At 63.3% G+C, this 12,087-nt stretch carries 10 protein-coding genes; all 10 read right to left on the bottom strand.

Going from position 1 to position 12,087, the window contains the following annotated elements; genetic code table 11:
• On the bottom strand, window positions 1–491 hold a 491-nt coding region (locus GDH07_RS32085), incomplete at its 3' end, for a thiolase family protein (protein ID WP_281356326.1).
• Between the two features lie 153 nt (window positions 492–644).
• Window positions 645–1,511, bottom strand: a complete 867-nt coding sequence (locus GDH07_RS32080; protein ID WP_152899882.1) for an oxygenase MpaB family protein — start codon at window positions 1,509–1,511, stop codon at window positions 645–647.
• A gap of 50 nt (window positions 1,512–1,561) precedes the next feature.
• The gene (gene acs, locus GDH07_RS32075; RefSeq protein WP_152899881.1) at window positions 1,562–3,499 is read right to left on the bottom strand and encodes an acetate--CoA ligase; all 1,938 of its coding nucleotides are present in this window, start codon (window positions 3,497–3,499) and stop codon (window positions 1,562–1,564) included.
• A gap of 115 nt (window positions 3,500–3,614) precedes the next feature.
• Window positions 3,615–5,279: a glucose-6-phosphate isomerase gene (gene pgi / locus GDH07_RS32070; RefSeq protein WP_152899880.1), complete on the bottom strand. Its 1,665-nt coding sequence runs from the start codon at window positions 5,277–5,279 to the stop codon at window positions 3,615–3,617.
• Window positions 5,280–5,510: 231 nt separating this feature from the next.
• Complete coding sequence (gene panD, locus GDH07_RS32065) at window positions 5,511–5,891, bottom strand: aspartate 1-decarboxylase (protein ID WP_058433573.1); 381 nt, start codon at window positions 5,889–5,891, stop codon at window positions 5,511–5,513.
• A gap of 105 nt (window positions 5,892–5,996) precedes the next feature.
• Window positions 5,997–6,857, bottom strand: coding sequence for a pantoate--beta-alanine ligase (gene panC, locus GDH07_RS32060; protein WP_152899879.1), 861 nt, complete (start codon window positions 6,855–6,857; stop codon window positions 5,997–5,999).
• Window positions 6,854–7,654 (bottom strand): 3-methyl-2-oxobutanoate hydroxymethyltransferase, encoded by an 801-nt coding sequence (panB, locus tag GDH07_RS32055; RefSeq protein ID WP_103326364.1) that lies wholly within the window; start codon window positions 7,652–7,654, stop codon window positions 6,854–6,856. The genes panC and panB overlap by 4 nt, the downstream gene beginning before the upstream one ends.
• 392 nt (window positions 7,655–8,046) lie before the next feature.
• Window positions 8,047–8,526: a 2-amino-4-hydroxy-6-hydroxymethyldihydropteridine diphosphokinase gene (gene folK / locus GDH07_RS32050; RefSeq protein ID WP_152899878.1), complete on the bottom strand. Its 480-nt coding sequence runs from the start codon at window positions 8,524–8,526 to the stop codon at window positions 8,047–8,049.
• 3 nt (window positions 8,527–8,529) lie between these two features.
• Complete coding sequence (locus GDH07_RS32045; RefSeq protein WP_053138753.1) at window positions 8,530–9,927, bottom strand: polynucleotide adenylyltransferase PcnB; 1,398 nt, start codon at window positions 9,925–9,927, stop codon at window positions 8,530–8,532.
• 734 nt (window positions 9,928–10,661) lie between these two features.
• A complete protein-coding gene (locus GDH07_RS32040) occupies window positions 10,662–12,080 on the bottom strand; it encodes a sigma-54-dependent transcriptional regulator (RefSeq protein ID WP_152899877.1) in 1,419 nt (472 codons plus the stop codon).
• Between the last annotated feature and the right edge of the window lie 7 nt (window positions 12,081–12,087).

The following is a 12,087-nucleotide window of genomic DNA, read 5'->3' as shown; positions in this document are numbered from 1 at the left end:
AGGTTCTCGGCGGTGATGCCCATGTGATAGTCGTTGAAGGCATCCCACAGGCCATCGCTGATCATGGAGTCGATCATCTGGCTGTGGCCCATGCGCAGGCCGGTGCGGGCGCCGGGCAGGACGTAGTTGGCCAGGCTCATGTTCTCCTGGCCGCCGGCGATGATCACCTCGGCGTCGCCGCAGCGGATGGCCTGGGCGGCCAGGTGCAGGGCCTTGAGGCCGGAGCCGCAGACCTTGTTCAGGGTCATGGCGGGCACGGCATGGGGCAGGCCGGCCTTGATCGCGGCCTGGCGTGCGGGGTTCTGCCCGGCGCCGGCGGTGAGCACCTGGCCCATGATGACTTCGTCGACCTGGGCCGGGTCGATGCCGGTCTGGGCCAGCAGTTGGCGGATCACCGCGGCGCCGAGGTCGACGGCGGGAATGGCCGCCAGCGAGCCCTGGAAGGTGCCCACGGCGGTGCGGGTAGCGGCAACGATTACGACGTCTTGCATGGTCGGGTCCTCAGATTCGATGGCTGGGGCCTGGAGCGGTTCGGCGAACCCGTCGTCCAGGCGCTGGAAGTCCTGAAAATCATGGTTGCACACAACCCTGGAGGCCGGCCAATCGCGAACCGGTCGGTCGCGTTGTGCTCGGTCAGTCGCTGCCTACAGGCCCATGCGTCGCCTGGCACGATGGGCCGAGCTGTCGCGTACCGCCCAGCGCAGCATCGGCGCGCTGCGCTTGATGCTGGCGCGGATCAGCTGGCGTTGCAGCGGGCTCTGCTCGACCCCCAGCAGCTCGCCGGCCCAGTCCGGCAGCAGGTCGATCCCGGCTTGCATCATCAACGAGCCAAAGGGTTTGGCCAGGCGGCTGGGGGCTGGTGCGGTCTGCAGCAGGCGCAGCACTTCGCGGCTGCGCTGGTCGCATAACAACTGCGGGCGCATGGCTTGCAGGTAATCGGCCACAGCCTGTCGTGAACGGGGTACGTCGCGGGCGCCCAGGCGCTCGGCCACCAAGGCGATTTCATCGTAGTAGCGATCCTGGTCGGCGCCGGACAAGCGCGGATTGAAGTAGCGCAGGTGGGCCGCCAGGAAACTGCTGACCTCAGCTACATGGACCCAGGTCAGCAGGTCTGGATCGCTGGCCGCGTAGGGGCGGCCATCGGGGGCGGTGCCCGTGATGTGCAAGTGGATGCCACGGACTTTCTCGATCAGCCATTGGGCGTCCTGGCGTGAGCCGAAGGTGGTCCCGGAAATGAACTGCCCGGTGCGGCGCAGGCGGCCGATCAGGTCCTGGCGAAAGTTGGAGTGGTCCCAGACCCCGGCCAGCGCCAAGGGATGCAGGGCTTGCAGCAACAGGGCGCTGATGCCGCCGATCAGCATGCTGCTGAAGTCGGCATGCACTTGCCAGCAAACGGCCCCTGGACCGAATAGACCCGGATCGCCCTTGGGGTTTTCCAGGTCGAGCTGGCCCAGGGACAGGCCGGAGAGGCTCATGACCTGGCTTTCGATACGGCTGCGAATGAATTCCATGACGGCTCGCTGCTGTTGGGAAACGATGGCGCGGCCGGGCCGCGCCGCTTTCAGAGGTTCAAGCGTTGATCGATCAGGCCCTGCACCACGCCAGGGTCGGCCAGGGTCGAGGTATCGCCCAGGCTGTCCAGCTCGTTGCAGGCTATCTTGCGCAGGATACGCCGCATGATCTTGCCCGAGCGAGTCTTGGGCAGGGCCGGTGCCCACTGGATCAGCTCCGGCTTGGCGAAGCTGCCGATCTCGCGGCTGATCAGGGCCAGGAGTTCCTGCTTCAGGGTGGCGTCGGGCTCTATCCCCTGCATCGGCGTGACGAAGGCATAGATACCCTGGCCCTTGAGGTCATGGGGATAACCCACGACGGCGGCTTCGGCGATGCTGTCGTGGAGCACCAGGGCGCTCTCTACCTCCGCGGTACCGATGCGGTGTCCGGAGACGTTGATCACGTCATCGATGCGCCCGGTGATCCAGTAGCTGCCGTCTTCATCGCGTCGGGCGCCGTCACCGGTGAAGTAGTAGCCCGGGTAAGGCGCGAAGTAGGTCTCGACCATGCGTTGCGGGTCGCCATAGACGGTACGGATCTGCCCGGGCCAACTGCCCTTGAGCACCAGGATGCCGCTACCGGCGCCCTGGATCTCCTGGCCCTGGTCATCCAGCAACACCGGCTGCACGCCGAACATCGGCGTCATGGCGCAACCGGGCTTGATTTGCCGCGTGCTGGCCAGCGGGCTGAGCATGATGCCGCCGGTCTCGGTCTGCCACCAGGTATCGACGATGGGGCAGCGTTGTTCGCCCACCTCGTTGAAATACCATTCCCAGGCCTCCGGATTGATCGGCTCACCGACGCTGCCGAGCAGGCGCAGGCTGGCGCGCGAGCTGTTGCGCAACGGTCCGGCACCTTCGCGCATCAAGGCGCGCAAGGCGGTGGGCGCGGTGTAGAAGATGTTCACCCGATGCTTGTCCACTACTTCCCAGAAGCGCGAAGTGCTGGGGTGGTTGGGGACTCCTTCGAAGATCAGCGTGGTGGCGCCGTTGGCCAGCGGACCGTAGAGGATATAGCTGTGACCGGTGACCCAGCCGACATCGGCGGTGCACCAGAAGACCTCGCCGTCGCGGTAGTCCATGACGTACTTGAAGGTCATGGCCACCTGCAGCAGGTAGCCGCCGGTGGTGTGCAGTACTCCCTTGGGTTTGCCGGTGCTGCCGGAGGTGTAGAGGATGAACAGCGGATCCTCGGCGTCCATCGGTTCGGGGGCGCACTGGTCGCTGCTGGCGGCCATGGCCTGCTCATAGTGAATGTCGCGGCCGTCGACCCAGTTCACTACTGCGCCGGTGCGCTGGACCATGATCACGTTGCTGACGTCCGGGCAACTGAGCAGCGCCTTGTCGACGTTGCTTTTAAGCGGCACCAGCTTGCCGCCGCGCAGGCCTTCGTCGGCGGTGATCAGGGTATGGCAATCGGCATTGAGGATCCGGTCGCGCAGGGCCTCTGGAGAGAAGCCGCCGAAAACCACCGAATGCACGGCACCGATGCGCGTGCAGGCGAGCATGGCGTAGGCGGCCTCGGGAATCATCGGCATGTAGATACATACCCGGTCGCCTTTCTTCACGCCGCGGCTCTTGAGCAGGTTGGCCAGCCGGCAGACCTGTTGGTGCAAGGTGCGGTAGGTGATGCGCAAGGATTCGGCAGGGTCGTCGCCTTCCCAGATGATCGCGGTCTGGTCACCGCGTGTTTCCAGGTGGCGGTCGATGCAGTTGTAGCTGACATTGAGCTGGCCGCCGCGGAACCAACTGGCCTGGCCGGTGCGGCTGTCATGGCGATGCACTTCGGCCCAGGGTTGGCTCCAGTGCAAAAAACGCTTGGCTTGCCCGGCCCAGAACAGTTCTGGCTGCTCGATGGACTGGCGATAGAGGTGGAGGTAGTCGTCCTGGCTCAGTTGGGCTGCCTGGCGGACGGCATCGGCTTTCGGAAAAATGCTGATATCGAACATGACGGCTCCTTGTGCTTGTTTGGCGACAAGACTCAAGGGTGCGCGCATGTGAGGGCAAGGTTCAAGGGCCAGGGCCCGAACGGGAGCCGGCAAGCCGGCTCCCGCAGAGTGGCGATCAGCCGCGATGACGACCGCGGAAGTAGTTGATCAGCCCCTGGGTCGAGGCATCCTCGGCGCTGGTTTCGTCGCTGCCCACCAGGCGACCGTAGACGCCCTTGCCCAGCTCCTTGCCCAGCTCCACGCCCCATTGGTCGAAGGCGTTGATGCCCCAGATCACGCTCTGCACGAACACCTTGTGCTCGTAGAGCGCCACCAGCGCGCCAAGACGCCGTGGGCTGATGCGCTCGACCACCAGGGTGTTGCTCGGCCGGTTGCCGGGGATCACCTTGTGCGGTGCGAGACGTTGCACCTCGGCTTCGCTCAGGCCCTTGTTGCGCAGCTCGCTCTCGGCTTCGGCGCGGGTCTTGCCGAGCATCAGCGCCTGGCTCTGGGACAGGCAGTTGGCGTACAGCCACTGGTGGTGGTCGGCCACCGGGTTGAAGCTGACGATCGGCACGATGAAGTCGGCCGGGATCAGTTGGGTGCCTTGGTGCAGCAACTGGTGGTAGGCGTGCTGGCCGTTGCAGCCCACGCCGCCCCAGATCACCGGACCGGTGTCGGTGCCCACCGGGGTACCGTCCTGGCGCACGCTCTTGCCGTTGGATTCCATGTCCAGCTGCTGCAGGTGCTTGGTGATGTTGCGCAGGTAGTGGTCGTACGGCAGGATCGCGTGGCTCTGCGCGCCCCAGAAGTTGCCGTACCACACGCCCAGCAGCGCCAGCAGCACCGGCATGTTCTGCTCGAACGGCGCGCTCTGGAAGTGCTGGTCCATGGTGTAGGCGCCGGACAGCAGTTCCTTGAAGTTGGACATGCCGATGGCCAGGGCGATCGGCAGGCCGATGGCGGACCACAACGAGTAGCGCCCGCCGACCCAGTCCCACATCGGGAAGATGTTCTCTTCGCGGATGCCGAAGGCCACGGCGGCGGCGTTGTTGCTCGACACCGCGATGAAGTGGCGGTGCAGCTCGGCTTCGGAACCGCCCTGGGCCAGGTACCAGACGCGTGCGGCCTGGGCGTTCTTCAGGGTCTCGAGGGTGTTGAAGGATTTGGACGAGACGATGAACAGCGTGGTCTCTGCACGGATCTTCGCCGAAAGCTCATGGAATTCGCTGCCGTCGATATTGGCCAGGTAGTGGCAGCGCACGCCCTTGTGGGTGTAGGACAGCAGGGCTTCGGATACCAGCTCCGGGCCGAGGAAGGAGCCGCCGATACCGATGTTCACCACGTCGGTGATGGGTTTCTCGGTATAGCCGCGCCACAGGCCGTCGTGGATGCGGCCCACCAGTTCGGTGATCTGGTTCAGCACCTTGTGCACTTCCGGCATGACGTTCACGCCATTGACCGACAGCTTGTCGCCTACCGGGCGGCGCAGGGCGGTGTGCAGGGCCGGGCGGCCTTCGGAAGCGTTGACCAGTTCGCCGGTCATCATCGACTTGATTGCGTCGGCCAGCCCGACTTCCTTGGCCAGGTCCACCAGCAGGTCGCGGGTCTGGCCGGTGATCAGGTTCTTGGAGTAGTCGAGAAACAGTCCGCAGCTGCTCAGGGTGAACTGGCTGAAGCGCTGTGGGTCGGCATTGAATGCCTCGCGCATGCTGAAATCCTGCATGGCTTGGCGATGGTCTTTCAACGCTTGCCAGGCGGGCAGAGCGGTAACGTCGTGAGGAGTGCGGTAGTACGCCATCGCTGCGGTTTTCCTTTTGCTTGAACTGCCTTTTGGACACTGAAAAGCCCGGAACGTCCATTCTGGATTCACGGACTTGGTGCGTTCGGCCCTGTGCTGATTCGATTAATCACCCGGGGCGACAACAGTAACTCCAGCCTGGGCTCCTGTCTCGGCCTTCTCCGACTTGCGGTCGGTACTATTTTGCACCGACCGCGCGGCATGGGCTTGCGGTGTGAAGAAACTAAGGGGTCAGGCGACCTGAACCGGAATCGCGTGGCTGGTGTGGCTCAGCTCGTTGCCGGGAGCCATGTACAGCATGCGGGGCTTGAAGTTGAGCAATTCGGCTTCGCTGTAGTGGGCGTAGGCGCAGATGATTACCCGATCGCCGACCTTGGCCTTGTGTGCGGCCGCGCCGTTCACCGAGATCATGCGCGAGCCGGATTCGCCACGGATGGCGTAGGTGGTGAAACGTTCGCCATTGTCGACGTTGTAGATCTGGATCTGCTCGTATTCGCGAATGCCGGAGAGGTCCAGCCAGTCGCCGTCGATGGCGCAAGAGCCTTCGTAGTCAAGCACGGCGTGGGTGACTTCTGCGCGATGCAGCTTGGCCTTGAGCATGATGGCGTGCATGGGATTTTCCCTAGGTCGGATCCTCGAAAAGGGGCCTGCAGTTTTGGCTGCAGGCCCCGGCGGGCGGCAGTTTGCCCGAAGGTTGGGGTTCGGGCAATCGGCTGATCAGGCCGGCGTGTCGAGGTCCAGGTGCAGGTTGTCGATCAGGCGCGTGGTACCCAGGTAGGCCGCCACCAGGATCACCAGGTCTCGGTCCTCGGCGGTGGCCGGGCGCAGGTTCCGGGCGTGGCGGATTTCCAGGTAGTCCTGGCGCAGGCCGGCGGCCTCCAGCAGGCGCTGCTGTTCGGCCAGCAGTTGCGGATAGTCGCGCGCGCCATTGCGGATGGCCTCGGCGATCTGGCTCAGGCTGCGATAGAGCACCGGGGCGATGGCCCGCTGTTCTGCGCTCAGGTAACCGTTGCGCGAGGACAACGCCAGGCCATCCTCGGCTCGCACCGTGGGTTCGCCGATGATCTGGATCGGCATGTTCAAGTCATGTACCAGGGCGCGGATGACGGCCAGCTGCTGGTAGTCCTTCTGGCCGAACACCGCGAGATCGGGCTGCACCATGTTGAACAGCTTGCTGACCACCGTGGCCACCCCTTCGAAGTGTCCGGGGCGGCTACCGCCGCACAGGCCTTCGGACAACTGGGGAACGCTGACCCGGGTCTGTCCGGCCATGCCGTCGGGGTACATCTCTTCGACAGTGGGGGCGAACAGCAGGTGGCAGCCAGCCTGGAGTAGTTTTTCCTGGTCGGCGGCGAGGGTGCGGGGATATTTGTCCAGGTCTTCGCCGGCGCCGAACTGCAGCGGGTTGACGAAGATGCTGGCGACCACGAAGTCCACGCGCTGTGCGGCCTTGGCCACCAGCGCGGCGTGCCCGCTGTGCAGGTTGCCCATGGTCGGCACGAAGCCGATACGCTTGCCTTCGCTGCGAGCGCGAGCAACCGCGGCGCGCAACTCACGCACGGTCTTTACAGTATTCATGCGGAGAACCCGTGTTCGGCACCAGGGAAGGTGACGGCCTTGACTTCCTGCACGTAGGCGCTCAGCGCCGCCTGGATGCTGTCCTTGCCGGTCATGAAGTTCTTCACGAACTTGGGCGAACGGCCGGTGAGGGACAGGCCCAGCATGTCGTGGAGCACCAGCACCTGGCCATCGGTGGCGCTGCCGGCACCGATGCCGATTACCGGGATCTTCACCGCCTGGGTGATTTCCGCCGCCAGCTCGCTGGGCACGCATTCGAGCAGCAGCATGGCCGCACCGGCCTGTTCCAGGGCGATGGCGTCGGCACGCATCTGCCGGGCCTGGCTCTCGTTGCGTCCCTGGACCTTGTAGCCGCCCAGGACGTTCACGGTCTGTGGGGTCAGCCCCATGTGCACGCAGACCGGGACGCCACGCTCGTTCAGCAGGCGGACCGGTTCGGCCAGCCAGGCCGCGCCTTCGATCTTGACCATGTGCGCACCAGCCTGCATCAGCTGCGCCGAACTGCTCAGGGCCTGTTCAGTGGTGGCGTAGGACATGAAGGGCAGGTCGGCGAGGATCAGGGCCCCGCTGTTGCCGCGTTTCACCGCTGCGACATGGTAGGCCATGTCGGCGACGGTGACTGGCAATGTGCTGTCGTGCCCTTGCAAGACCATGCCCAGGGAGTCGCCGACCAGCAGGACTTCGACGCCGGCTTCGTTGCATGTGTGGGCGAAGGTGGCGTCATAGCAGGTCAGCATGGTGATTTTCTCACCTTTCTGCTTGAGGCTTTGCAGGGTGGTCAGAGTGATGTCTGGCATGAAAAGGGGTCCTCATTCAGGCGCTTTGGAAACTACTGCGAGTAACGCGCGTGATTCTTCGTTGTTCAGGCGCACGGTCTTTTGTCGTGCTTATACAGCCTGCTTCCAAGCGATTTGAACGATCCCGGATACGCCCCCGTGGGGCGTCATGTACAGCTTGCCATGGTGGAAAAAGGTCGCGTGCCGACGGGTGCTCCGCCCTTGCATCACTGCCTCTGCCTGGCGTTTCCCGGGTTCGCCGCGAACAAGCTTCACTTGAATTGCGCCCTTTAACGCCGTGATGGCGGCAACGGGACGCCTATAGTCGTGAGGAGAACTCTGGAAGTCAATTAGATGTGTTACCGCATTGTTACGGCGGTAGTGTTACCGCCGTTACTGATGCGTTTCAGCTGTCAGGCCTGGCGTTCCAGGCCGACAAATGGGCAGGCGGCGAGCAGTTCCCGCAGGCTGCGGCCATCGGCCAGCTGCAGGTCGGCCGGAGCCAGTTCCGCCAGGGGATAGAGGACGAAGGGGCGGGCCTGCATGTGGTAGTGCGGGACTTTGAGGCGGGGTTCGTCGATCAGCCGATCACCGAACACCAGGATGTCCAGGTCCAGGGTCCTTGGGCCCCAGCGTTCGTGGCGTTCCCGGCCTTGTTGTTGCTCGATGGCTTGCAGCGCATCGAGCAATTGCAGCGGCTCGAGGGCGCTGTCCAGCGCCGCCACGGCGTTGGTGAAGCGCGGTTGGCCGGGCAACAGCGAATCGCTTTGGTAGAACGCCGAAACGCCATGCAGACGGCTCGCGGAAATCTTCCCCAGGGCCTCGATGGCGCTGCGCAGTTGCTCCTCGGGATCCGCCAGGTTGCTGCCCAGGCCGATATAGATACGCTCCATCGGTCATTCGCCCGACGTATCGGCGCCGCCGGCCCGCTTGCGCTTGGCACCACCGCTGCGCCGGCGTTTGCGTGGCGCGCCACTGGCATCGTCCTTGCCGCTGAGGTCACGGATCATGTCGCGACGTTCGGTGTCATTGGCGTCCTGGTAGTCGGTCCACCATTCACCGAGGCCGTCGGTTTGTTCGCCGGCGCTTTCGCGTAGCAGCAGGAAGTCGTAGCCGGCGCGGAAGCGTGGATTGTCCAGCAATTGGTCGGCTCGCTTGCCACTGCGGCGCGGCAGGCGCTCCTGCATGTCCCAGATCTCACGGATCGGCATGGTGAAACGTTTGGGGATGGCGATGCGCTGGCACTGTTCGGCGATCAGTTCGTGGGCGGCTTCCTGCATGGCCGGGATCGGCGGCATGCCGCGTTCCTGCAGGTGCAGGACTCGGGCAGGCAGGGCCGGCCAGAGCAGGGCAGCGAACAGGAAGGCCGGGGTTACCGGTTTGTTCTGCTTGATCCGCAGATCGGTGTTGGCCAATGCCTCGCTGATCAGCGTATGGGTGTAGGTCGGGTTGTATTCCAGGGCTTCGGCACTGGCTGGGAACAGCGGATCGAACAGCTGCAGGTCCACCAGCATCTCGAAGGTATCGGCGGCATGGCCGGAGAGGAACAGCTTGAGCACTTCCTCGAACAGGCGCGCCGAAGGGATTTCCCGCAGCATCGGCGCCAGTTCGCGGATCGGTGCGGCGGTGTGCTTCTCGATCCCGAAGTTCAGCTTGGCGGCAAAGCGCACCGCTCGCAGCATGCGCACAGGATCTTCCTGGTAGCGCTTGCGCGGATCGCCGATCAGACGCACCAGGTTGTTGCGAATGTCGTGGACGCCATTGGCATAGTCGAGGATGCGTTCGCTGACCGGGTCGTAGTACAGGGCATTGATGGTGAAGTCGCGGCGTTGCGCGTCATCCTCCAGGGTGCCGTAGACGTTGTCCCGCAGGATCCGCCCGCTTTCGTTGCGCGAGGATTGGTTGCTGTCCTCTTCGTCTTCGTTCTGCGGGTGATTGGCGCGGAAGGTCGCCACCTCGATGATTTCGCGACCGAAGTGGATGTGCACCAGCTTGAACCGCCGGCCAATGATTCGCGCATTGCGAAACTCGGCCCGGACCTGTTCCGGCGTGGCGCTGGTGGCGACGTCGAAATCCTTGGGGGTGATGTTGAGCAGCATGTCGCGGACGCAGCCACCCACCAGGTAGGCCTGGTAGCCGGCGTTCTGCAGGCGTTCGACGATGTTGACCGCATACCGGCTGAACTGGGCGCGCTGCAGCGAATGCTGGCTGCTGTTGAGCACTTCAGGGGTGCTGCGTTTATGTTGCGTACGACGCAAGGGAGAACGGAATGACTGGAACAGCTTCTTCAGCATGGGATGCACTGTTTGAAGGAATGTTCGGCCAAAACGAAGAATGACCGCATGATGGGCGGGGATTCTAGCATTTAGTCGAAGGATGGTGTAGGAAGCTGCCGCGACTTATGCACAGGACATTCCATCAGGATGAGTCGTGGGAATGGAGGTGAGGCGATGGCTGAACGCCAGGAACCACAAGGGGAGCCGAAGCTCCCCCAGAATAGTTGCGTGCTCTATTTTTATTATTGGTTTCGGGCTTCTTGTTTTTGTTTAACGCCCTTGCCATCTGGTTTGTCCAGAGTGGCCCTCCCAATCGGGAGCCAAGAGCAAACGGATTGCTTTGATCGCTGAGTTGCAATGATCTTTCGATCCAACCAGTTCAGGCTCTGCTTTAGGGCAGTTTTTGTTGTTCTCAGCCTGGTTGTGGGGCAAGCCCCAAATACAACGCCTCTTCAAAAGAATCAGTTAGCTGCGCCTCCGCCGTGTTGTTTTTGTTATGCGTGAGTCGATTCGTCTTATTTTTATTGTCTTGTGCATTGCTTGTTATTGTTCTTGTACCAAACATATAGCAGGTGCCGTGCCAACTTTTGCAAAGCCCAATAAAACAAGGGGTTAGGCGGGGTGGGCTGCTTTTCTCGAGGCAAAAAAAACCGGGGCTTCGTTACCTTTAGCCCCGGCTTCTGTTACGTCCACTTACAGGGGTAACAGTTTTTTTCACAAACCCGGTGTTACCTCACCAGGTCGCACAGGTATCAGCTTTCGCTGGTCACCCCGCTCTTGCGCCGTGGGATACCCAGGCGCTGGCGGCGTTCCCACAGGCACTTGCGGCTGACGCCCAGCTTGCGTGCCAGCTCGGTCTCGGTCATGTGGTCCTGGTGCTCGAGGACGAAGTGCTGGAAGTAGTCTTCCAGGGACAGGTCTTCGGTGGGCTCATGGCTGGTCGGTGCCGTTTGCGGCGCCAGGCTGCCGAAGTCCTCGTCTTCCAGGTCGCTCAGCTCGATGTCGATGCCCAGCAGGTCCGCGGAGATTTCCGGGCTCTCGCACAGGATCACCGCGCGCTCGACGGCGTTTTCCAGCTCACGCACGTTACCGGGCCAGGAATAATGGCGGATCGCTTGTTCGGCATCGGCGGCGAACTTCAGGTCCGTACGGCCGATGCGCGCACTTTGGCGGGTGAGGAAGGCGTTGGCGATTTCGTTGACGTCGGCGCCGCGCTCACGCAGGGCCGGCAGCTTCAAGGCAATCACGTGCAGGCGGTAATACAGGTCTTCACGGAACTGGCCGATCTTCGACAGGCTCTTGAGGTCGCGGTGGGTCGCGGCGATCAGGCGGACATCGACCTTCTGCGACTGCACCGAACCCACGCGGCGGATCTCGCCCTCCTGCAAGACCCGCAGCAAGCGAGCCTGGGCCTCCAGCGGCAGCTCGCCGATTTCGTCGAGGAACAGTGTGCCGCCGTCGGCCGCTTCCACCAGGCCGGCACGTCCGGCACTGGCGCCGGTGAACGCGCCTTTTTCATGGCCGAACAGTTCGGATTCGATCAGGGTTTCCGGAATGGCCGCACAGTTCACCGAGATCATCGGCGCCTTGGCGCGCTTGGACAGGTTGTGCAGCGCCCGGGCCACCAGCTCCTTGCCGGTACCGGATTCACCCTGGATCAGTACATTGGAATCGGTTGGCGCCACCTTGCGGATCTTGCCGTACAGATCCTGCATGGGCGCGCAGGAGCCGATGATACCGATCTCGCCGTTGCCGGCCGCGCTCTTGTCGGTGCCGGCGGCCTTGCCGGCTGGCCGCTCGGCCGGTGCCTGGTCGGCGCTTTGCCGGTCCCGCAGGATACGTGCCACGGCCTGGAGCATCTCGTCGTGGTCGAACGGCTTGGCGATGTAGTCCACCGCTCCCATTTTCATCGAGTCCACGGCCGAGCGCAGGCTGGCGTAGCTGGTCATGATCAGCACCGGCTTACCTTGGCCCAGCTTGATCAGCTCGGTGCCCGGGGCGCCTGGCAAACGCAGGTCGCTGACGATCAGGTCGAACGTGGGAATACTGAAGCGTTCCTGTGCTTCCTGCACCGAACCGGCCTCGCTGACCTGATACTGGTTGCGTTCCAGCAGGCGTCGCAAGGCGGAGCGGATGATGGTTTCGTCTTCGACGATCAGAATATGCGGCATTGATTCA

This window comes from Pseudomonas piscis, assembly GCF_009380155.1.
GTDB lineage: Bacteria > Pseudomonadota > Gammaproteobacteria > Pseudomonadales > Pseudomonadaceae > Aquipseudomonas > Aquipseudomonas piscis.
The sequence above is the reverse complement of the archived record's forward strand: the minus strand, read 5'-3'. Positions and strand labels throughout refer to the sequence as shown.